Here is a 20,432-nt window from a genome sequence, read left to right on the forward strand (position 1 = left end):
ACAGCTCAACGGCCTTCAGGTAGCCATGCACGACGTTTGGCGACGTGCACGACGTGTGGTCCCCAGATGGTCCCCAGTCCCCTATGGGTCTTGGCCTGTACTGATCGCCCACTCGCGGAGCGGCTTCGCCGTCGCTCTCCGCTCCGCCCACCTGCACGAGGGGACCGCCACCCCTATACGCGGGATGCGGATCATGGCAGGCTCCGACCCGGAGGCGGAACTCCAGAAGACCAGGCTCAAGTTCCGCCCCATGCTCCACGCCCTCACTGCGTCCGCGTATGGGCCGACCGAGGTAGGAAACCTCTTGATCGGGAATCACGCACGAGAGGCACCTGAACGTGATCCGAATAGACGGACTGACGAAGCGCTTCGGCGACAGGACAGCCGTGGACGACCTGACGTTCACCGTCGAGCCCGGCCGGGTCACCGGCTTTCTCGGCCCGAACGGAGCGGGCAAGTCGACGACCATGAGAATGATCCTCGGCCTCGACAAGCCGAACGCCGGGAGCGTGACGATCAATGGCCACGGCTACGTCGGCACGGCCAGGCCTATGCGTGAAGTGGGCGCCCTGCTGGATGCCCGCGCGCTGCACAGTGGACGTACGGCACGCAACCACCTGCTCTGCCTTGCCCAGACCAACGGCATTCGGGGTAAACGGGTGGACGAGGTCCTGGATCTGGTCGGGCTGGAATCGGTGGCACGCAAACGGGCCGGATCCTTCTCCTTAGGCATGGGCCAACGGCTCGGGATCGCGGTGGCGCTCCTCGGCGATCCGAAGGTGCTGTTGTTCGACGAGCCGGTCAACGGCCTGGATCCCGAGGGCATCAAGTGGATCCGCGAGCTGATGCGCGGGCTGGCCGGCGAGGACCGCACCGTCCTGGTCTCCAGCCATCTGATGAGCGAGATGGCGCAGACCGCCGACCACCTCATCGTCATCGGCAAGGGGAAGCTGATCGCGGACATCGGGATCAGCGAGTTCGTCCGGCAGGGTTCCAACGTGCTGGTGCGGGCGGACAGTCAAGACCAGCTTGCCCCCCGCCTGATCGAGGCGGGTGGCTCCATCCAGCAGGGTACCGACGGCTCTTTCATCGTCACCGGGCTGGAGCCTAGGCAGATCGGCGAGACCGCGCTGGCCGCCGGGGTCGTGCTGACGGAGCTGACACCACAACGCTCATTGGAGCAGGCCTACATGGATCTGACCCGCGACAGCGTCGAGTTCCATGCGAGCGCGGCATGACAGCCGCCATCGCGGACACGGTGCGGTCGGAGTGGACCAAGTTCCGCTCGATCCCGTCCAACGTGCCCATCCTGCTGGCGACCGTCGCCGTCATGGTGGGCGCGGGCGCGCTCACCGCCAACGGCGCGAGCAAGAACTACCAGGCGGCGGGAGCGGCGTTCGACGCTACCTACGTCAGCATGTACGGCGGGTTCCTGTTCGCCCAGATCAGCGTGGGCGCGCTCGGCGTGCTGGTGGTGACCTCCGAGTACGCCACCGGGATGATCCGCACGAGCCTGACCGTAGTCCCTCGGCGAGGACGGTTGCTGGCCGCCAAGGTCTGGACGTCCGGCGTCATCGCCCTGGTGATGGGGGAGGTCGCCGCCTTCGGCTCCTTCCTCCTCGGCCAGACCATGATCGGCGCCGCCGGTGCTCCGGCCGCAGAGCTCGGCCATCCCGGCGTCCTGCGCGCCGTCGTCGGCATGGGGCTGATCTGGGCCCTGGTGGGTCTCATCGGCGTGGCACTCGGCTGCCTGCTGCGCGACACGATGGCCGCCACAACCGTGGTGGTGGCCGTCAACTTCATCATCCCCATCATCGGGCCCAGGCTCATGCCCGCGGCCGTCGGAGACTGGGTGACCACGTACTGGCCGATCTCGGCCGGCCTCCAGGTCACCACCACCGTCCACCACGCGGAACGGCTGGCTCCCTGGACGGGGCTTGGCCTGATGACCGCCTTCACCGCCGTCCTGCTGATGGTGGCCTTCGCGGTGTTCCGCTCGCGGGACGCCTGACACAGCAGCAGTCCCGACGCCCCGCACGGCCGCCAACGCCGCCGGGCGTCGCTGTGTCCCATCCCCCTGCTGAGGGCTCTACCAGCACTTTTAGTGGCCCCCAGGGGTTGGTCCCCGGATGGTCCCCAGCCCCCCGTGCGTCTTCGCTTGTAGGCGGGGTGCGGGCATACCGTTATTCACGCCCTCCGTACAGGGTGACCCGTTCGTCCTTAACGTGGTCGAACTTGTCGCCCAGGAAGAGGTTGGGTCGCCATGGCGCGAAGGCGATATGGACCGTCCACTCCTCGTAGTACCAGTCGGTGCTGTACCCGGAGAAGCGATAGTTGGCCAGGTATCGGGCCAGTTCTCCCGGGAGGAGTCGGAACATCTGCGCTGGGCGTCGATCGTGAGGAAACGCATGCCACGCGGGCGTCCGTATCACCTCAACGCCGGTCCCGTCCGGTTTGAACAGCAACCCTTTGAGATCTATCGGAAGGGTGTGGGTACTGATGGTCTCGTTGGGCGTGTATCCGGTCCGCTCTTGAGTAACGACGTCATGCAAGAGCAGAGGGGCGTCCGGCATCGGCGGTAATGGGAAGGCCCGGGGGATGTTGCGGCGACGAGTGGCCGCTTCGGCACCACGGCCTTGCTTGCTCCACCGGACCACGACCCGCTGGACGATCAGTATGCAATCGTCATCTGTCACGCGCTCGCCCACATTAGTCACCGTAATGGCCTGCCAAGGCATCAGCCACGAGATATCGGAGCCCTAAGCACGGAGGACGGGGCGGGACTTGACGCTCAGAGCCCGGAGAACGGGAGAAGCGGGCCTCGGGCCGAGGCGCGGGGTCTCACCCGCTCGCGTCATCGTCCACTGTGAAGCAGAAGCGAGGCACTCTGAAAGGCTGTCGACGTGAATCTTGTGGAGCGTGCCGTCGGCGCAGTCGTCGGTTCGGCTGTGGGAGACGCGTTGGGTGCTCCTTTCGAGTTCGGCCCGCCCGGCGCGTTCTCCGCCCGCTTTCCCGTACCGGGCGCTGGCGGCGAAATGAGTGGAGGAGGCGGCTGGGATGCCGGGGAAGCCACCGACGACACGCAGATGGCCGTCCATGTCGCCGAGTCGCTGCTGGAGCGCGGCGGCCTGGACCTGCCGGACATCTCGCCCGCTTCCAGCGATGGGCGGCCGACGACCCCAAGGACATCGGGCTGCAGACGGAAGACGTCCTGACCCGCGGCCTGCACTGGAACCAGGCGGCCACCGCCCACTACCGCAGCAGCCACCGAGCCGCCGGCAACGGCTCCCTGATGCGAGCCACTCCCTCGGCGGTGTACTTCGCCCGCGAGGGAGCGCAGGCCACCATGGACGCCGCCCGGCGCATCGCCGCCCTCACCCACGGCGACCCGGCAGCTTGGGAAGGCACCGCCATCTTCCACGACCTGGTCCGGATCGCCCTGCACGGCGCCGACCCGCTGGACAACCTCCCTCAGACCCTCGCCGCCGTCCATCCCGACCACCGCGAACGCTATGCCGCCATCCTCACCCGGGACTGGCATCCCGACCAGGCCACCGAGTTCAACGGCGCCGTATGGCCCTGCCTCGGCTCAGCCGTATGGGCCCTGCGCACCACCCGCAGCTACGAGGACGCGATCCGTGCTGCAATCGACCTGGGCGGCGACACCGACACCGTCGCCGCGGTCACCGGCGGCTTGGCCGGAGCCGTTCACGGACCAGAGGCGATCCCGACCCACTGGACCGAACCTTTACACGTTCCGCTACCCGGAAGTGGCGGCCGGACCCTACGCCTGCCCCACCTGCTCGACCTTGCGCACAACCTCGTAGAGCGCTCAAGGCCAGGCTGACATCCCACAAGGAGCGGAACACGCCATCGTGAGTCGCCCCGGCTTCGATGGAGGCTCGGTCCTTGGTGCAGTAGTTGGTGTATCGAGAACGCTTGGGACCTGACCAGCCGGACTCCCCTTGACGCAGGTCAAGCAGCGCCATCAGGCCGGACACAAGATGATCGTGGTCCCCAAGACGCCGAAAGGGCCGACCCGATCAATCGGATCAGCCCTCTGAGCTGCGTCGGGACGACAGGATTTGAACCTGCGACCCCATGACCCCCAGTCGCGTTCACTCGTTCAATCAGACACTGCTTTGATCGCGCCGTTCCCGCTTAAGTGCAGGTAGATGGCTTGATTGACTGCCGCATCCTGCCGTCGACTCTCGATCCCTGACGCGGGATACAGCAACAAACCGGCGGTAACCGACTGCGATGACCGAAGCGCAGCATCAGGCCAGGTTGCTGGCCGGGATCCGTGTCGGAGCGAACCACTCCTGAATCCAGTTCGGGTAGGCGATCGGCGACCGGCTGACCTCGTCGAGTTCGGCGAGATCCTGCTCGGTGAGGGTCAGGTCGCTGGCGGCGATGTTGTCCGTGAGCTGTTCCAGCTTGCGAACGCCGACGATGACGCTGGTGACGGCACGCTGGGCCAGCAGCCAGGCGATCGACACCTGGGCCGGGCTCACCTCGTGCCGCGCGGCGACGGCCCGCAGCACGTCGAGCACCCTGAAGCCCTTCTCCTCGTCGAAAGGTACGAAGTCGAAGCCGTTTCGGGCTCGGCGGGAGTCTGGTTCGGTGGTCACTCCGCCGCGGTCGAACTTGCCCGTGAGGAATCCGCCGGCAAGCGGTTGCCACACCGTCAGGCTCAGCCCCGCGTCCTCGGCCAAGGGCACCAAGTCACGCTCGGCGTCGCGCGACACCAGCGAGTAGTGCGTCTGGTTGGCGACGAACTTCGCCTGATTGTGCAGCGCGGAGATGCCCAACGCCTTGCTGATCTGCCAGGCGGCAAGGTTGGAACACCCGATGTAGCGGACCTTGCCCTGTCGTACCGCGTCGTCGAGCGCGCTCAGCGTCTCCTCGAGCGGTGTCACGTGGTCGTAGTTGTGGATCTGATAGAGGTCGATGTAATCGGTCTTCAGCCGGCGCAGGCTGTCCTCCAGGGCCCTCATCACGTGCAGACGGGAAAGCCCCTGGTCGTTGGGCCCTGGCCCGACCGGAGCGATCAGCTTGGTGGCGAGCAGCACGTCCCGCCGGTGCTGCCCGATCGCCCGGCCGAGCAGCTCCTCGCTCTCGCCGTCGGCGTAGACGTCGGCGGTGTCGATGAAGTTGATCCCGGCGTCGAGTGCCGTGCCGACGAGCCGATCCACTTCCTCCTGCCCGAGTGCCCCATGGGTGCGGTACACCGGGTGCTCCTTACCGCCGAACGTCATGGCGCCCAGGGAGATCTCGGAGACCCAGACCCCGGTACGTCCCAGCAGACGATATTTCACCAGCTACTCCTTCATATGCGTCCGGTCTGCCGGCAGGCGACCGGGCCTACGCGCCTTTCCGGTCGCTATGACCGGACATCACGTCCGGAAATTACGCTACACGATGTCCGGTCGAGGTGTAGTGTGACGTTCGCCGCAAAGCGACGACCCTAGGATCCGGACATGCCTTCGATCACCCGACGACGCACCGCGAATGTCGGCCGACCCACCTCGGCCGAGGCGGAAATCCTGGCCGCGACGCAGCGTCTCCTGATCAACGGCGCGAACTTCACCGAGCTCGGCGTGCAACAAATCTCCACCGAGGCCGGCGTCGCCCGCTCGACCTTCTACAGCCACTTCCGCGACAAGATCGACCTGCTCATGCGCCTGGCCACCGAACTCATGACCTCGTCCTTCGACGTCACCTCGGCATGGGACCCATCGGACGGCGTCGAACGTCTTGCGGACGCCTTCCTGCAAGTGGTGAAGGTCTATCGGAAACACGCCGCCGTACGGCGGGCGCTCGCCGAGGTCGCCACCTACGACGCGACCGTACGTGACTTCTTGAGTGCGGAACTCAACCAGTTCACGGACTGGACGATTGCGGTGCTCCGCGCCGAGCAGGACGCGGGCCGCACCCGCGCCGACCTCGACCCGGTGAGCGCTACCCGGATGATCGTCATGGGCGGCGAACGGGCCCTCGTCGACCACGTCACTGCCGGGGATCCTGGTAGCGACGCCGCGTTCGCCCGCGAGCTGGCCCTGACCTGGTGGTACGGCGTCTACCGCCGCCCGGCGGACTACAGTAAGTAAGCGCTTTAGACATGGGTTAGTCGGACGTGTTGAGGGGCGTCCGTACGGCTAGCCTGGTGATGCTCGTTGGCCATGACGCGGGTGCCGGCTGAGAGCTTCTGCGCGGAGTGGCTCACCGCGCTCCATAACGGCAAGGCGTTCGACCTGGCCACTGATGTGCCTGCCGAGCATGCGTGGCGCCCCCACGCTTTCGCTCCTGACCAGCACCGTCGGCAGGCGGCTGCTGCCCGTTCGCGTGAGAGGCCATCTCTCCAGGTATTCGAACGTGACGTCGTCCCGTCCCCGTGATGGCCTGTCTGCGGTGAGAGGTGACTTCGCATCGAGGAGTACGGCTTGAGGGCTCTATCCCCTTGCCCTAGCTCCGCACTTCCTGACAACGGGGCGCCACTGACCGCCTCGGTCGGTCGAAGGCGCCCCGTGGCCGGCCCCTTCAGTGCTGGCCGCCTCAGGCGCCCCAGCCTTTCCGGGGCGCTACCTCGGGAGCCTGGACCAGTCAGTCGATGCTTCCAGCTACATCCGCCCGTGCCTGCGCCGCCTGGAGCATCCGCTCGAACGTGCGGTCCTTGGCCCACCGGCGAAATCGGGTGTGCAGAGTGGCCCACGGTCCATACCGCTCGGGTACGTCCTTGGATTGGCATGCCCGGACGTACCAGAGGTCGGTATGTGAGTGCATAGGTGATTGCCTGGGTAGAGCGTCACCCGGATCCATCCGATCGCCGGGCTGGCAGGTGCTGATTGCGTCGAGGGACGTCATCAGCGCACAGGATCAGGGCACGAGCACCAGCTTGCCGCGGGCGTGGCCGCCCTCGCTCTTCTGCTGGGCTTTCGCCGCCTCGGCCAGCGGAAGTACTTCGTCGATCCGCACCCGCAGCGTGCCGTCGGCGACCCCGCGCAGCTGCGCACCGATCACCGCGGCCACCTCCTCGGGGGTCGTACTGGCAGCCGGCGACATGACCACACCGAGCTTCTGGGCCCCCATGTCGGCGATGGTGACGATTCGATCCGTGCCGCCCCGCAATTTGATCGAGTCGGGCAGTGCCCCGAAACCCGCAGCGTCGAACACCGCGTCCACGCCCTGAGGAGCGACCGCCCGTACGCGCTCGACCAGGCCCTCGCCGTAGGCCACCGGGACGGCCCCGAGTCCACGGAGGTAGTCGTGGTTGGCGGGGGAAGCGGTGCCGATCACGTTCCCGCCGCGCGCCACGGCGAGCTGCACGGCGAGTGCGCCCACGACACCAGCGGCGCCGTGCAGCAACAGGGTTTCACCCTTCTTGAAGTCCAGCTCGCGCAGCACGCGATCCGCGGTCTCACCCGCCTGGGGCAGCGCGACGGCCTGTTCCCAACTGACCTCTGCGGGTTTGTGTATGACGGTGGCCATGCGGGCGTGCTCGGCGTAGGCACCGCCGTTGACCCAGCCCACGACCTCATCGCCGAGGACGAAGCCGGTGACGCCTTCACCGACCTCGTCGACGATCCCGGCTGCCTCCACACCCGGCACGGACGGCAGCGGCGTGGGCGTGAAGTCCTCGAACCAGCCGCGACGCACTTTGAAGTCCACCGGGTTGACGCCGATCGCCTGCACGGCGATGCGCACCTCGCCCGGACCCGCGTGGGGCTCCTCGACCTCCTTGAGCTGGAGAACCTCGGGCCCGCCGAACTCCTCGAAAACTATTGCCTGCATTGGTCAGCCTCCAGTGTGAGAACAACAACCTCCGACCGGCCGGACATACAGCCGGTCGCCCTCTCGGCACACTCATCATCGGCCGAACGCGGCGCGATCTAGCTGGCCTTTCGGACGGTTCGGTCCCGGCCGAAGGGCGGGGCGGGCGCAGTGACCCACAGTCGTACGCTTGACACCGTGGAGTACGCCGGATTCGCACAGCCGTCATCGGCCCTGGTCACAGCCGCGCACATCATGCATGCCCCGGCATCGGAGATGGCCACCCGCCTGTCCGCGGCCCTGGCCGACGACGTGCCGCACCGGGCGGTCGCCCTCCTGGCGACCCAGTGTGCGTCCTCCCCCGTCGCGGCCGTGGGCGACCAGGAGATCACCGACACGCTCACCGGAGCGGTACTCGGCGCGCTTGTCGCACAGGTCACACCGGGCCACCCGTGGCAGGGAACGGCGCACCTCGCAGGGGGCCCATGGCCTGTCCTCGCCGTCGCGAGTGATCTCACTCCCCGGGGCGCCGGCCTTGTCATGGTCCTCGACGAGGACACTCCTGTCACGGCGAACGTCCTCCTGATCGTGCAGGCGCTGGTGGACTTGCTCACCAGTCATGTGGAGCGCCTGGTCACGGATGCCACACCGAACACGCTGGCCCAGTCCCGGGCGGTCGCACAGGCCAGGACCCATGCCGTCGCCGAACTGGGCGAGGCGCACGCGGCCGCGCTCTCCGGGATCCTGGGCGTCCTGCGCAGCCACCGGCTGGACGACACCGTCGCACGGTCGACCGCCGTCGACCTGGCCGTCAACGCGCTCCTGGAGCTGCGTAATGAATCTCCGCGGGGCACCTCGCCGGTGTGGGAGGAGTCGGCCAGGCAGGCCTTCGGTCATCTGTCCGACTCGCTGAAGATGCTGCTCAGCCACAGTGCGGTCCAGCTGGAACTGGATCCGCCCGCAAACGACAGGTCGCTGACGTCGGTCACCGCGCACGCCGCCAAGGTGTCCGTGCGGGCCGCTGTCCTGGCGGCACTGCAGCAGAGCGAGGTCAGGCGGATCAGGGTCGGCTGGCAGCTCGGGCTCACCGAGCTGGTGGCGACCGTACGGGACGACGGACCCGGCCTGCTGAATGACGATCTCCGCGCCTGCCAGATCGCCCAGCGAGTGGAGGCCCAGGGCGGTTCCTTCGAACTGGACGCCGTGCCCGGCTGGGGGATGACGACCAAGCTGACGTTTCCCCTGGCACTGTCCGAGGCCGCTGCCACGAGGATTTCCAGGCCCGTATTCGCCTCCTTCCCGGATGAGGCTCCAGGCGCCGACCCCCTGGCCGGTCTGGGAGCGCGGGAACTCGAGGTACTCGAGCACCTCGCGCTCGGCCACCGCAACAGAACTATCGCGCAGGAGCTACACATCAGCGAGTCCACCGTGAAGTTCCACGTCGCGAACATCCTGTCCAAGCTCTCGGTCGGTTCGCGAGGTGAGGCGGCGGCGTTCTTCCACTCGGCGGCGGTCTGAGTTCCCAGACCGAACGCCTACCCAGGTCGTACGATCGACCGGTTCGCGACCCGTACCGAGGGCCGTCTCGCCCGGGCGGCAGAGGGCCGGGTACGGTGGCGCGCCGCGCCGCCGCTTGATTCCTAAAAGCACAATTCGGCAGAGAAGCGTGGACGGCTTCAGCCGGCTAGGCCGTGTTTCAGAAGTAGCGGTATACGGGTGCCGCGACCGGATGGCGGCCGGCCCCGGCGCACGGCCAGACCGAGTCCTCGGTGACAAGGCGTACAGCTCGAATGGCAACCGGCTCTACCTGCGTCGCCGCCGGATCCGCTGCGTCATCCCTAACGCTTGCAGTGCGGGGCAAGGTGGGACAGCACCCGTTTCCACACGGCCAAGAGCAGATCGTGTCCGCCTTGCGGACTCATCTCCAGTCGCGCGTTGAGAAGTCGCTTCTGCCACCAGGTCCCGTGACGAGACCCGGTCAGCGGGTCCTTGGCGCCAAACAGCAGCAACGTCTTGGCGGTGACCTCAGACAGCTCGAACCCAAGGCCCCCTTCATCCTCCGGGATCGGGGTCGCGACCAACACGACTCGATCCACTAACCCAGGGTGACGGGTGGCGAAAGCCAGCGCATCCAGGCCCGCGATCGACGAGCCCACGACCCCGACCAGCCCCGCGTGATCCAACTCGGGGTACGTCCCATCGTCAGCGACGAGCGTGACGCCGCGAGCCCAGGTCAGCTCCGGGTCCGGATCGGTACCCGAACCGAACAGCATTACGACCCGATCCATAGTGCCTTCCGCCAGAAGCCGCATCGGCGCACGCTATCAAGGACCTATGACAACTACGAGGCTCGATACTTCTGAAACAACGGCCTAGCCGCCTGGTACGAGCAGGCTGGTGACCTCGGCGATGGCCTGGTAGCGGCCGAGACGTTTACGACGGTCTGCCTGGCGATGATGGTCGCCGCCACGGGAGCGCGACGCGACCTGTCGTGCTGGCTGCCTGCTTTCCGCTCCGCGTGCATCTCGGCGAACGGCGCGGCGTCCACGCCCACGATTGCGCGCCCGCGGCCTTGAACCAGCGCCGCCCTGAAGTCGAGACCCCGTCCTCTGGTCGAGCACGAGCGGAGGACGGGGCCAGGCGACTTGCCAGGTGTCGTTTCGTTCTTCGTGATGAGCGCCACATGTGAGTGATCAGTGGTGCGACGCTCGATTTCACGATTTCACGCAGGCGATAAGCAGTCGATATCGACCCGTTCAAGTGCCTGCCGAGATTGACTCAAACCCTGCGCGGGGCGGTTCGCGCACGGCTCAGACATCGACGATGGGCACGGCGCCATCGGCGGTGTGGTGGGTGCCTCTTATGCCTTTATTCTATCTTGACTGATTTGCATCTCGGGTGCGTAAATATTCTGGTGAAGATCAGTCTCACGCACCGTTTTCTACCCTGAAGTCGCCGCTGGGTTAAGCCGCCCATTTGCGGCCCACCTTCCCCCATGCATTCTCTCGAAGGAGCGTTCATGAAGTTCGCTCGTCTACGCCGCGCCTCACTCGGAGGGGCACTGGCCGTCGCGCTCGCCCTCGCGAGCGCCGCCTGTGGCGGCAGCGACTCGGAGAAGTCGGCCAACGGGCTGGAGAAGACCAACCTCAACGTCGGCGTCATGCCCATCATCGAGGGAGCCGCGGTCCAGATCGCGATCACCAAGGGGTACTTCAAGGCCGAAGGGCTTACCGTCAACCTCAGGCAGATAGCCGGTGGCGCCGCGGCCATCCCACAGCTGAAGAGCGGGCAGCTCGACATCAGCCAGGGCGGGCACGTGGGCTGGCTGCTGGCGGCGGACAGCGGCGCGCTGAAGCCGAAGATCCTCGCTGAGGCGTCTTCGATGACGAAGAACCTTAACGCGATCCTTGTCGCCAAGGACTCCACGATCAGCAGCCCGAAGGATCTGGTCGGCAAGAAGATCGCCACTAACGCCAAGCACGACCAGATCGCCCTTCTTGTCCGCTCCGCTCTCGCGCCCTACGGGGTTCAGATTGACGAGGACAAGGACTTTCAGGTCATCCCGTTCCCCAACCAGGAGGCGGCGCTCAAGGAGAAGAAGGTCGACGCCGTCGTCGTGCCCGAGCCCTTCGTCACGCAGATCCAGCAGAACATCGGCGCGCGGCTGCTGACCGACTTCTCGACCGGTGCCACCGAGGGCATCCCGATCACCGGCTACGCGGCCAGCGACGACTTCGTGAAGGAGAACCCCAAGACGGTGGCGGCCTTCCAGCGCGCGATCGTCAAGGCCCAGGCCGACGCCGCCGACCGTGCCGTTCTCCAGGAGGCCGTGCCTAAGTACACGAAGCTCCCGCCGGCCGTCATCGGCGTCGTCGCGTTGAACGACTTCCCCACGTCGACGAGCGCCTCCCGGATCCAGCGGGTCGCGGACGTGATGAGGCAGTTCGGCTATCTGAAGCACAACGTCGACGTGAACTCGATGGTCTTGCAGAACGGATGACGAACCGGGCGCGGATCGTCCGTGGCACGATCGGGGTCGCGGGAGTGGTCGCGGTCGCCGAGCTGGTCTCCAGGGCCGGGTTCGCCGACACCTCCCTGCCGCCCGCGTCCTCCGTGCTGCTTCGGGCCGCGGAATTCTTCGGCGACACCGAGTTCCTCACCGCCGTGGGGAGCACGCTTGAGGCATGGATCCTCGGGCTGCTGCTCGCCACCGTGGTGGCGGTGGCGGTCGGGATCGCGCTCAGCACCACGCCCTGGCTGAACCGGGCCACCCACGTGCTGGTCGAGTTCATGCGCCCGATCCCATCGGTGGCGTTGATCCCGCTGGCCATCGTGAGCTTCAGCTCGATCACCGAGTCGAAGGTCTCGTTGGTGTTCTACTCGGCCTGCTGGCCGATCCTCATCAACACCCTCTACGCGCTTCGCGACGTCGATCCCCTGGCCAAGGAGACGCTGCGCAGCTTCGGCTTCGGCAAGGCGGCCATCCTGCTGCGGGTCAGCCTGCCGAGTGCCGCGCCGTTCGTGGCCACCGGTGTCCGGATCTCGGCCGCGGTGGGCCTGGTCGTAGTGGTCAGCTTCGAGCTCGTCGCGGGCAACGGCGAAGGGATCGGCGGCTATCTGTTGCAGACCCAGTCCGGGGGCGGCCGCCCCGACCTGATGCTGGCCGGCGCGATCTGGGCGGGCATGCTGGGCGCGCTCATCAACGTCGGGCTCGTCGCGCTGGAACGGCGGGCGTTCCGGTGGCACGCGGTCCGGACCGAGGCATCGGCATGACCGAGCGGGAGAACGGGGCATGACCGTCATAACCGGCGACCACCCGGCCGAACGGCCCACCGGCGTGCCGGGCCTGCGGATCCTCACCGGCGGCGTGACCCGGCTGTGGCTGGTCGCTCTGCTGGTCGGCTGCTGGGAGATCATCGCCCGGATCAAGCAGGACGCCTACTTCCCCCCGCCGTCCACGATCGTGCGGGTATTCCACGAGCTGTGGTTCTCCGGGCCGGCCACGCACCTGTTCCTCACCGACAAGGCGCTCGACGACTTCCAGCCGAGCTTCGTCAACCTGTCGTGCGGCTGGGCGCTCGCCGCGGTCGTCGGCCTCGCGCTCGGTGTTCTGCTCGGCCGCTCAGGCGTGGCGCGCGAGATCCTGGACCCGGTGCTCCAGTTCGGCCGGGCCATCCCGCCGCCCACCCTGATCCCGTTCTTCATCGTGGTGTTCGACTTCGGCGCCCAGATGCAGATCTCGACGATCGCCTTCGGCGTGATCTGGCCGGTGCTGCTCAACACCGCCGACGGGGTCCGCACCGTGGAAAAGCTGCAGCTCGAGACAGCCGAGGTGTTCGGCATCACCGGCGCCACCCAGCTGCTCCGGATCACCCTGCCCGCCGCCGCCCCGAAGATCTTCGCGGGCCTGCGGGTCAGCCTGGGGTTCGCCCTGGTCCTGATGGTCATCTCCGAACTCATCGGCAGCACGACCGGGATCGGTGCACATCTCATCAGCTCGCAACAGGGCATGGAACTGCCGGAGATGTGGGCGGGCATCGTGCTGCTCGGCATCCTCGGATGCCTGTTCAATGCGGTGTTCGCACTGGTGGAGCGCCGCTTTCTGTCCTGGCACAGCAACGCCCGCGGACTCGACTCATGATGGTGGTTTGAGTGCTCGAAGTAGAAAACCTGACCCACGCCTACGGCGATGCTCCCCCCGTCGTCTCCGGCATCGACCTGGAGGTCAAGCCGGGCGAGCTGGTCAGCATCGTGGGCCCGTCCGGCTGCGGGAAGTCGACCCTTTTGCGTTGCATCGCTGGGTTGCAGGCACCTACTGGGGGCCGGGTCCGGCTGGACGGAAAGCCCGTCGACCGGGTCCCGGGCAACCTCGCCGTCGTCTTCCAGGACTACAGTCGTTCGCTGTTCCCATGGATGTCGGTACGCGACAACGTCGCGCTGCCGCTCCGCCGCCGCGGCATGAACCGGGCGCAGCGCCAGGAGAACGCCCTGAAGGCGCTCGAGTCGGTCGGGCTGCCCGGCGCCGCGGCGAAGTATCCCTGGCAGCTGTCCGGCGGCATGCAGCAACGCGTGGCGATCGCCCGTGCCCTGGCCTATGGGCCGAAATTCCTGATCATGGACGAGCCGTTCGGCTCCGTGGACGCGCAGACCCGCGAGGACCTCGAGGACCTGGTGCTGCGGGTGCGCGGGAACAGCGGCATGACGATCCTGCTGGTCACCCACGACATCGACGAGAGCGTCTATGTCGGCGACCGGGTCGTCGTGCTGAGCAAGGGGCCCGCGCGCGTCCGGGCGGACCTGTCCGTCGAACTGCCAACGGCGCGCGACCAGATCACCACCCGTGAACTGCCCGAGTTCGTCCACCTGCGCGCCGAGGTCGGCCGGCTGGTACGCGGCCGCGAGGCGGCCGACGAGCCGAAGTCCTGACACTGCCCCGCCATACCACCCGTCCCCAGGCCGCTCCCAGCCGTCCCAGCCGGTCGCGGCCGTCCGATCGATGAAAGGTCCGCCACCATGCGAGTGCTGATCGTGGGCGCCGGGATCGGAGGGCTCACCGCCGCCCTCAGCCTGCATGCCGCCGGTGTCGACGTCGAGGTGGTGGATTCTGTTCGGGAGTTGCGCCCGCTCGGCGTGGGCATCAACCTGCTCCCGCACGCCACCCGGGAGCTCATCGAGCTCGGCCTGGGCGACGCGCTCGCCGAGTCGGGCCTGCCCGTGGAGTCGTTCGCGCACTTCGACCGGCACGGGAACCGGGTCTGGGGCGAGCCGCGCGGGCTCGCCCTCGGCTACCGGTGGCCGCAGTACAGCATCCACCGGGGCGAACTCCAGATGCTCCTGCTGGCGACGGTGCGGGAGCGGCTGGGCACGGACGCCGTGCGGACCGGCACGACATTCGTCCGGTTCATCGACGGACCCGACCACGTCTCCACCACGCTGCGGGACCAGGCGACCGGCGAAGAGTTCGGCGAGACGGCCGACGCCCTCATCGGCGCGGACGGGTTGTACTCCGCGGTGCGTGCCCAGTCGCATCCCGGCGAGGGCCTTCCGCTGTGGAACGGTGTCCGGCTGTGGCGCGGCATCACCGAGGCCGACGCGTTCCTCGACGGCCACACGATGGCCATCCTGGGCACCAGGTTTCTGGCGAAGTTCGTCGTATATCCGATCTCCCGGCCGGACGAGCTAGGCCGGGCCTCGCTGAATTGGCTGGCCGAGGTCCAGTCGGCCACCGGGCGGCTCACCGAGATGCCCGACTGGAACCGGGCTGGTCGGCTCGAGGACGTGCTCCCCCACTTCGCGGACTGGAACGTCGGCTGGCTCGACGTGCCCGGGCTGATCAGCCGCGCCGAAGAGATCCTCGAGTACCCGATGGTGGACCGGGATCCGCTGCCGTTCTGGAGCCGGGGCCGGGTCACCCTGCTGGGCGACGCCGCACACCCGATGTACCCATTGGGCTCCAACGGTGGATCGCAGGCGATCCTCGACGCCCGGGCGCTCGCCTACGAGCTCACCCGGGCGGACTCCCCCGCCGCCGGACTCGCGGTCTACGAGGAGGTACGGCGCAAGACGGTGAACGCGATCGTGCTGGCCAACCGGACCACCCGCGGGGACACCATCATGGAGACCGTCGCGCGGCGGGCGCCCGACGGCTTCGACCACGTGGACGAGGTGCTGTCGGAGCAGGAGCTCGCCACGCTGGCGGACGGCTATCTGTCGATCTCGCACACCGACGGCCTGAACCTGCCCTCGCCGTGGACGCCGGCGCCTCGCGCCCGGTAGCTCGCTTGACGGCGGCGTGGCAGTCGACGAGCGTGACCTCCCCCGCACGCGGTGCGTCTGTCGCCTGCCCTAGCCAATTGTGGCTGCAGTGACCTAGGCGCGCCGGCGCCCATGCGAATCGGGCTCATCCGGGGGAAATGGATTCAGGGGTTCGGTTGGAGCCACGGTCGTCGGCGTGCTGGCGCAAGCTCCAGTGAGGCGGAGCAGTTGCCGGATCCACGCTTCCAGCCCGGCTGGGTCCGGCGCGGCGAAGTGCTGTGCCGGCATTTCAGCTCCTTGGAGATCTCTTTGGATGAGTCGGCGGGTAGTGCGGGGATACACGCCCAGCACATAAAGTCGTCACGTAGCTACTTAGAGTAATGGGGTTGCCGTGATTGGGGCCATGCTTATCGCGCTGCTATCCAGGCTGATCACTATTGGCCTATTGGCCGCTTACCGGGATCGCGTGTGCCGGAATACCCGCAGCATGGCTTCCTGATGAGGCGCTGACGGCGTTGGCCGACAGGGAAAGTGGGGGCACTGTCGTCGTAACACGCCGCTCGAAGTGCGCCTGGGCCGCGGTGTCGGGGGTGATCGGCCGCGGAAGGACGCGTGACCCGGCGAGGAGCGCCCAAAACCCCCCGGTAACGGGCGCTCCTCGTGTCCCAGGCTCATGCAGCGGGAACAAGCCGGCGCGATCTCAGACGCCTGGCCCCATGCGATGACCACGCCGTTCTTTTCGACGAGAGAAGGCGCGACAGCGAAGCTATCATCGCGGCAGGTCAGGGCTGGTGAGCCTCGCTGCGAGCTTAGAGGCGCGGCTCGTCGAGCAGCATGGTCAAGCACTCTCCTTGTTCTCAAGGCCGACGGCATCTCGCAGTTCCTGAACGTCGGTGTGCAACGGCTTCTCGTCATGATCCTCACTGACCTGTTTCATCAGGTCGGCCAGCCCGTCGGCAATGGCGTTGAGCTTGTGCTGAATGGCAGCGTCAGCTCGGCTCTGCGTGTTCTGCAACAGGGCCACCAGGAGGAAGGTAACGATCGTGGTGGCCGTGTTAATGATCAGCTGCCACGTGTCGATGCTGCCGACGATGAAAAAGGACGGCGCCCAGACCAGAACGAGGAGCACACACATCGCGAAGAACGAGCCTCGTGAGGCGCATTTGGAGGCGGCGCTGGCGAATCGGTCGAACGCAGACAGATGGCGGCTCACATCGGACGGCATCGTCGGAGTGGAACCCTCAGCCATGGACGCGGAAGCTGATGATCTCTCACGCTGGGATCTGCACGGCTGGTGAACCAGCAAGTCTCAGGTGAGGAGGTAGCAGTATTTAAATATTGCTCCAAGGGTCAGAGCGGAGACCAGTCGTCGTCATAGCCATCATGGTGCCGGTAGCAACTGGAAAGCAGGCGGACCGTGCGGCACGGCACCCCATGCTTGTGGCTACAGGTTCGGCATGCGGGGGTCTGCGTGGCGCGCATGTCCTCCCCGATCCCGCTCACTTGAACGATGGCGTGGGCGTCGAGGATGGCCAATTCCGCTTCGCAGCGGGCAATCGTCTCGTGGGGGTCGTTGGCGGCCATGTGTATTGCCGCATCGCGGTCGCCCAATTGATAGAGCTCACCGCCGCTTGTTCGCAGGTCGCCGAGGGACGGGTTGTCCCACACCAGGCCGACGGACTTGCCGGCGTTCTGCGCGTCGCGCAGGGTCGCCTCGATGGTGGTGCGGAGCCATTGGTCCAGAGCACTCATGACGTGCCCTCCTTCACGCGTGCCGAGATCGCGTCCGGAAATCAGTAGCGACGTCACGCTCACAGGCCACGAAGCGGGGCCACGCCCGCGGCCTCGATCGCGAGGAAGGTGGACCTCGCCGCAGAATCGGCTACGCGGAGAGGATTACCTTGTTGCAGTCGTCCGTCTTGTTCTTGAAGAGGTCATAGCCGCGCGGGGCGTCCTGCAGCGGCAGGCGGTGAGTGATGACGAAGCTCGGATCGATGTCGCCGTTCTTGATCCTCTGGAGGAGCGGCTTCAGATACCGCTGGACGTGACATTGCCCGCTTTTCAGCGTCAGTGATCGGTTCATGAGCGACCCCATCGGAAACTTTTCGAGGAAGCCGGCGTAGACGCCGATAACGGACACCGTCCCGCCGTTCCGGCACGCCATGATCGCCTCACGTAGGGCGTACGGCCGATCGGTCTCGACGCGGGCCGCCTGCTTCGTCCGGTCGTAGGCGTACACGGCAGGGTTGCCGTAGTGCGCCTCCATGCCCACGGCATCGATGCACGCGTCCGGGCCGCGGCCCGCGGTGATGTCCAGCAGCGCGTCCTGGACGTCGACCTCCTCGTAGTTGAGCGTCTCCGCCCCCACTCGCTCCGCGATCCGCAGCCGGTAAGGGAAGCGGTCGATGGCGATCACACGCTCGGCACCCATCAGGTACGCGCTGGCGATCGCGAACTGGCCGACGGGACCGGCGCCCCACACGGCGATCACGTCGCCCGGCGTGATGTCGCACATCTCGGCGCCCATCCATCCGGTGGGCAGGATGTCCGACAGGAACAGCACCTTCTCGTCGGGAAGGCCGTTCTCGATTTTGATGGGCCCAACGTCCGCGAACGGCACCCGCGCGTACTCCGCCTGGCCGCCCGGGTACCCGCCGAGCATGTGGGAGTACCCGAAGATGCCCGCCGGCGAGTGGCCCATGAACTTCTCGGCGAGCCCCGCGTTGGGATTGGAGTTCTCGCAGAGGGAGTACATGTCGTGGTCGCACGCCGTGCAGTTTCCGCAGGCGATGGGGAACGGGACGACCACTCTGTCGCCGATTCGGAGGTTCGACACGGCCGGCCCCACGTCGACGACCTCGCCCATGAACTCGTGGCCGAGGATGTCGCCCTTCTTCATGGTGGGGACGTACCCGTCGTAGAGGTGCAGGTCGGAGCCGCAGATCGCGGTCGATGTGATCCGCACGATCGCGTCGCGGCTGTTGAGGATCTTCGGGTCGGGTACCTCTCGCACCTCAACGGTGTTGCGCCCCATCCAGCAGTTGGCCTTCATGCGAGCCTCCTCATGCCACTGGCTGTGCTCGCCGCTCCAGCGCTTGTCGTAGCGCCCGGGTGCCCTCAGACCTGCCCTCCGACCTGACCACCTCGCCGGTCTCCATGACCTGCTTGAACCTGCGCAAGTCGTCCCGCACCTGCTGTTCGGGGTGTTCGCCCAGCAGCCGGGCGATGACGCTTCCCGCCTTGCCACCGGGCACGTGATATCGCAGATTCACCCGCACTTCGGTGCCCCGGCCGCCGGGGGCGTCGGTGAAGTGGACGGAGCCGCCGTTCGGCACGAAGGAACTCTTGGCCGAACACCAGGCGATGAGCTCGTCTCGATGGTCCTCGACGGTTTCGGCATCCCACTCCACGGTCTTGCCCATCGGGCCTCGCACCTTCCAGTGCGACAAATCTTCGCTCGTTCGCACGGACTTGACGTGCACCATGAATCGCGGGAAGTTCTCGAAGTCGTGCCAGAAGCGATACACCTCCGGCCGCGGGCGTTTCACCGTGATGGCGGCGTGCAGGCCCATCACGCCCCGAGCCCACTGCTCGGCCTTGCCATGTCCCTGTTCGCGGGACCGGCGGATCCGCATCGCGGCGTACGCGTCGACAGCGGTGATGGCGATGACCGCCCCGGCGACGGCGACAACGCGGCGGCGCCTCCAGCCGGTACGGCCAGACATCGCGCCGGCCAGCGACGTCAGATCCGCGGAGTCACCTGCGAGGCGGGTCCAGAGCCCCATGGCCGGCTGTCCACCCAGCAGGGCCACTGCGTGAAGCAGCTCCCGCAGGCCTACCAGCGGTATCGTCGCGCGAGCCGCAGGTGAGTCGTCGACTCCGCTGATGCGTGCCACGGCGCGCGGCGCGGCGAGCTGCGCCGCGCCCAAGGCCAAACTGGCCCATCCGAGCGTACGGGCCATCCGGTCTGACATGGCGTCATGTCGCTCACTCATGTCGTCCTCGCAGGTGCTCATTCATGGCCCCGGCTCCGATGTCTCCGCGGGGGCCGATCGTTCACCATCGGTTCACCATATATCTACCGATATAGCCATGTTTATGCGACACTATGCCCTGGAATGCAAGTTTCCAGCCATGAGGTATCTAGTGTCCGAATTTCTTACCGCGATACTGGCCAAGGCCGTCGTGATACTGCTGGAGGCGCTGCTCATGCGCCTGATCCAGTCGTTCATGACGTCCGCGTTCCGCATCGAGTTCCCGCAGGCGGCCTGAGGCTCCACGCCTCACCCCCCGGCCAGAGACCCGGCCGAGCCTGGAATGCGTCCAGGCCCGGTTCACAGGGCCTTCACCGTCATTTATGGGGGGGGCGTTGCGCCGAGGTCAGCTCTTGAAAGCGTCCTTGGCCTTGCCTGCGGCGTCCTTGACCTTGCCTGCAGCGTCCTTCACCTTCTCGCCGGCTTCCTTGGTCCGGCCCTTGCTCTTGTCGGCACGGCCCTCGGCCTCGAGATCTTTGTCGCCGGTCGCCCGGCCCGCCATCTCCTTGGCCTTCCCCGCGCCCTCCTGAGCCTTGTTGCGGATCTTGTCTCCGGTACCCATTGGTCATCCCTCCTGGGTCGTTCGACTGGATAACCCTCTTCCCCCACCCATGGGCTCAAACCCCGCACGACGGCCACAAACCCACTATCTCGTCACAATCTCAATGAAACGGATAAATGGGTCGCAAGATGTGCATACGTGTGATTCCACGCCTCGGGTGTCGCAAGACCTAGCCCGTCTACTCGGCGTACTGCAGCTCACCCACACGCTCGGCTCCACCCACTGTGCTTACCGGGCGAGCTCGCGCGACACCGACCCGTCGAATGGCGAGATGTCCCGCCGCAGCGGCACCAGCACACAGAGCAACCGGG

22 protein-coding genes and 1 pseudogene are annotated in these 20,432 nt (G+C 66.8%); 13 read left to right on the forward strand and 10 right to left on the reverse strand.

The features are described 5' to 3' along the window. Positions 1 to 25 precede the first annotated feature (25 nt). The 3 genes and pseudogenes from Pmi06nite_RS43260 to Pmi06nite_RS40380 all read left to right on the forward strand — a co-directional run. Positions 26 to 253: pseudogene (locus Pmi06nite_RS43260) on the forward strand (hypothetical protein); the annotation flags it as partial. 85 nt (positions 254 to 338) lie between these two features. Continuing rightward, positions 339 to 1,238, forward strand: coding sequence for an ABC transporter ATP-binding protein (locus Pmi06nite_RS40375; protein ID WP_203958542.1), 900 nt, complete (start codon positions 339 to 341; stop codon positions 1,236 to 1,238). Further along, positions 1,235 to 2,011 (forward strand): ABC transporter permease, encoded by a 777-nt coding sequence (locus Pmi06nite_RS40380; protein ID WP_203958543.1) that lies wholly within the window; start codon positions 1,235 to 1,237, stop codon positions 2,009 to 2,011. Before Pmi06nite_RS40375 ends, Pmi06nite_RS40380 begins: the two co-directional genes overlap by 4 nt. Positions 2,012 to 2,183: 172 nt before the next feature. Here the strand turns inward: Pmi06nite_RS40380 and Pmi06nite_RS40385 are convergent, their stop codons facing one another. Further along, a complete protein-coding gene (locus Pmi06nite_RS40385; protein ID WP_203958544.1) occupies positions 2,184 to 2,708 on the reverse strand; it encodes a hypothetical protein in 525 nt (174 codons plus the stop codon). A 195-nt stretch (positions 2,709 to 2,903) separates the two neighbouring features. On the opposite strand from Pmi06nite_RS40385, the gene Pmi06nite_RS43265 reads away from it, so the two are divergent. Both Pmi06nite_RS43265 and Pmi06nite_RS40390 read left to right on the forward strand, forming a co-directional pair. Next, entirely contained in the window at positions 2,904 to 3,215 is a 312-nt protein-coding gene (locus tag Pmi06nite_RS43265) for an ADP-ribosylglycohydrolase family protein (RefSeq protein ID WP_505882958.1), read from the forward strand. Continuing rightward, positions 3,194 to 3,847: an ADP-ribosylglycohydrolase family protein gene (locus Pmi06nite_RS40390; protein WP_505882959.1), complete on the forward strand. Its 654-nt coding sequence runs from the start codon at positions 3,194 to 3,196 to the stop codon at positions 3,845 to 3,847. Before Pmi06nite_RS43265 ends, Pmi06nite_RS40390 begins: the two co-directional genes overlap by 22 nt. 430 nt (positions 3,848 to 4,277) lie before the next feature. On the opposite strand, the gene Pmi06nite_RS40395 is transcribed toward Pmi06nite_RS40390, so the two are convergent. After that, positions 4,278 to 5,318, reverse strand: a complete 1,041-nt coding sequence (locus Pmi06nite_RS40395) for an aldo/keto reductase (protein ID WP_203958545.1) — start codon at positions 5,316 to 5,318, stop codon at positions 4,278 to 4,280. A 162-nt stretch (positions 5,319 to 5,480) separates the two neighbouring features. Between Pmi06nite_RS40395 and Pmi06nite_RS40400 the strand changes: the two genes are divergently transcribed. Further along, positions 5,481 to 6,110: a TetR/AcrR family transcriptional regulator gene (locus tag Pmi06nite_RS40400; RefSeq protein ID WP_203958546.1), complete on the forward strand. Its 630-nt coding sequence runs from the start codon at positions 5,481 to 5,483 to the stop codon at positions 6,108 to 6,110. A 493-nt stretch (positions 6,111 to 6,603) separates the two neighbouring features. On the opposite strand, the gene Pmi06nite_RS43175 is transcribed toward Pmi06nite_RS40400, so the two are convergent. Then, a complete protein-coding gene (locus Pmi06nite_RS43175; RefSeq protein ID WP_373317368.1) occupies positions 6,604 to 6,864 on the reverse strand; it encodes a transposase in 261 nt (86 codons plus the stop codon). 12 nt (positions 6,865 to 6,876) lie between these two features. Continuing rightward, a complete protein-coding gene (locus tag Pmi06nite_RS40410; RefSeq protein WP_203958548.1) occupies positions 6,877 to 7,791 on the reverse strand; it encodes an NADP-dependent oxidoreductase in 915 nt (304 codons plus the stop codon). A 177-nt stretch (positions 7,792 to 7,968) separates the two neighbouring features. On the opposite strand from Pmi06nite_RS40410, the gene Pmi06nite_RS40415 reads away from it, so the two are divergent. Further along, positions 7,969 to 9,288, forward strand: coding sequence for a helix-turn-helix transcriptional regulator (locus Pmi06nite_RS40415; RefSeq protein WP_239114546.1), 1,320 nt, complete (start codon positions 7,969 to 7,971; stop codon positions 9,286 to 9,288). Positions 9,289 to 9,608: 320 nt separating this feature from the next. Here Pmi06nite_RS40415 and Pmi06nite_RS40425 read toward each other — a convergent pair whose 3' ends face one another. Further along, the gene (locus Pmi06nite_RS40425) at positions 9,609 to 10,082 is read right to left on the reverse strand and encodes an alpha/beta fold hydrolase (protein WP_203958549.1); all 474 of its coding nucleotides are present in this window, start codon (positions 10,080 to 10,082) and stop codon (positions 9,609 to 9,611) included. A gap of 707 nt (positions 10,083 to 10,789) precedes the next feature. Between Pmi06nite_RS40425 and Pmi06nite_RS40430 the strand changes: the two genes are divergently transcribed. The 5 genes from Pmi06nite_RS40430 (at position 10,790) to Pmi06nite_RS40450 (ending at position 15,546) form a co-directional block, all read left to right on the forward strand. Beyond that, on the forward strand, positions 10,790 to 11,770 hold the full coding sequence (locus Pmi06nite_RS40430) for an ABC transporter substrate-binding protein (protein WP_203958550.1): 981 nt from the start codon (positions 10,790 to 10,792) through the stop codon (positions 11,768 to 11,770). Next, positions 11,767 to 12,543 (forward strand): ABC transporter permease, encoded by a 777-nt coding sequence (locus Pmi06nite_RS40435; RefSeq protein ID WP_203958551.1) that lies wholly within the window; start codon positions 11,767 to 11,769, stop codon positions 12,541 to 12,543. Before Pmi06nite_RS40430 ends, Pmi06nite_RS40435 begins: the two co-directional genes overlap by 4 nt. A gap of 19 nt (positions 12,544 to 12,562) precedes the next feature. Next, positions 12,563 to 13,411: an ABC transporter permease gene (locus tag Pmi06nite_RS40440; protein WP_203958552.1), complete on the forward strand. Its 849-nt coding sequence runs from the start codon at positions 12,563 to 12,565 to the stop codon at positions 13,409 to 13,411. Positions 13,412 to 13,422: 11 nt separating this feature from the next. Continuing rightward, on the forward strand, positions 13,423 to 14,196 hold the full coding sequence (locus tag Pmi06nite_RS40445) for an ABC transporter ATP-binding protein (protein WP_203958553.1): 774 nt from the start codon (positions 13,423 to 13,425) through the stop codon (positions 14,194 to 14,196). Positions 14,197 to 14,283: 87 nt separating this feature from the next. Then, a complete protein-coding gene (locus Pmi06nite_RS40450) occupies positions 14,284 to 15,546 on the forward strand; it encodes a flavin-dependent oxidoreductase (protein WP_203958554.1) in 1,263 nt (420 codons plus the stop codon). A gap of 817 nt (positions 15,547 to 16,363) precedes the next feature. Here the strand turns inward: Pmi06nite_RS40450 and Pmi06nite_RS40455 are convergent. From Pmi06nite_RS40455 to Pmi06nite_RS40470, 4 genes are all read right to left on the reverse strand, one after another. Beyond that, complete coding sequence (locus tag Pmi06nite_RS40455; protein WP_203958555.1) at positions 16,364 to 16,774, reverse strand: low affinity iron permease family protein; 411 nt, start codon at positions 16,772 to 16,774, stop codon at positions 16,364 to 16,366. 101 nt (positions 16,775 to 16,875) lie between these two features. Continuing rightward, on the reverse strand, positions 16,876 to 17,277 hold the full coding sequence (locus Pmi06nite_RS40460) for a DUF6221 family protein (protein ID WP_203958556.1): 402 nt from the start codon (positions 17,275 to 17,277) through the stop codon (positions 16,876 to 16,878). A gap of 130 nt (positions 17,278 to 17,407) precedes the next feature. After that, on the reverse strand, positions 17,408 to 18,577 hold the full coding sequence (locus Pmi06nite_RS40465) for a zinc-dependent alcohol dehydrogenase (protein ID WP_203958557.1): 1,170 nt from the start codon (positions 18,575 to 18,577) through the stop codon (positions 17,408 to 17,410). 10 nt (positions 18,578 to 18,587) lie between these two features. Next, positions 18,588 to 19,520 carry an SRPBCC family protein gene (locus tag Pmi06nite_RS40470; RefSeq protein ID WP_239114547.1) on the reverse strand — a complete coding sequence of 311 codons (933 nt, stop codon included), beginning with the start codon at positions 19,518 to 19,520 and terminating at the stop codon, positions 18,588 to 18,590. A gap of 151 nt (positions 19,521 to 19,671) precedes the next feature. On the opposite strand from Pmi06nite_RS40470, the gene Pmi06nite_RS42835 reads away from it, so the two are divergent. Continuing rightward, a complete protein-coding gene (locus Pmi06nite_RS42835; protein ID WP_275409659.1) occupies positions 19,672 to 19,797 on the forward strand; it encodes a hypothetical protein in 126 nt (41 codons plus the stop codon). A gap of 108 nt (positions 19,798 to 19,905) precedes the next feature. On the opposite strand, the gene Pmi06nite_RS40475 is transcribed toward Pmi06nite_RS42835, so the two are convergent. Beyond that, positions 19,906 to 20,121, reverse strand: a complete 216-nt coding sequence (locus Pmi06nite_RS40475) for a CsbD family protein (protein ID WP_203958558.1) — start codon at positions 20,119 to 20,121, stop codon at positions 19,906 to 19,908. Between the last annotated feature and the right edge of the window lie 311 nt (positions 20,122 to 20,432).

Source organism: Planotetraspora mira (genome assembly GCF_016863275.1).
Taxonomy (GTDB): Bacteria; Actinomycetota; Actinomycetes; order Streptosporangiales; family Streptosporangiaceae; genus Planotetraspora; species Planotetraspora mira.